General features: G+C 56.7%; 1 protein-coding gene. It reads right to left on the bottom strand.

Features of this window, described 5'->3' with window-relative positions; all coding sequences use genetic code 11:
* Positions 1-256: 256 nt before the first annotated feature.
* Positions 257-661 (bottom strand): hypothetical protein (locus tag H1B37_RS34795; protein WP_436299117.1); only part of this gene is annotated, 405 nt, incomplete at its 5' end.

Here is a 661-nt window from a genome sequence, read left to right as displayed (position 1 = left end):
GAGAAGCCGTTGCAGGGGAAGGCCGATATTTTCCGGATCCCCCGCACTGAAAGGTGCTTCGAATCCACCTCGCCCCGATCCTTTCTGCTTTAATAGCAACCTGTACGTGCCAAACACGGGCGCTGAGCATCACACATGATGCCGGAATCCGAACCCTCGTCCTCTACGGAGTCCATGAATGAATCACCGGTATCTGCCGGTATTGACGCTCACGTTTTTGGTCGCGCATCGCTCACCCGGGATGGCGAGCGACACATCAACGTCGACCGTCGGACTGGATCCGCCGGACGGTACGGTGGTGTTGTTCGACGGCACAGACTTTGACGCCTGGAAGCCGTTCTCCTGGCAATGGATCAACCCGAACGATGATCAGGGGCAGGTTTAGTGGAAGCTGGTCGATGACAAGGCGATGGAGATTGCCTTCGAATTCGATGGCAAGCGACGCAAACAGTTTCTTTGCACGAAGCAGCGATTCGGCGACTACCGTCTGCACCTTGAGTTTCAATTGCCAGAGGAAGGCAGTGGCAACAGTGGCGTTTTCTTTGGGCCGCGGTATGAGTTGCAGATTCTCAATAGCGTCGACAAAGAAAACTCCGGGCGCCTCGGCGGCGCGTGTTGACCCTCTGTCCGCTTCGCTGCCAGGGAGAACAGCTGAGACAGC

This window comes from Stieleria mannarensis, from assembly GCF_014154935.1.
GTDB classification, from domain to species: Bacteria; Planctomycetota; Planctomycetia; order Pirellulales; family Pirellulaceae; genus Stieleria; species Stieleria mannarensis.
This window is presented reverse-complemented; position numbering and strand designations above follow the sequence as displayed.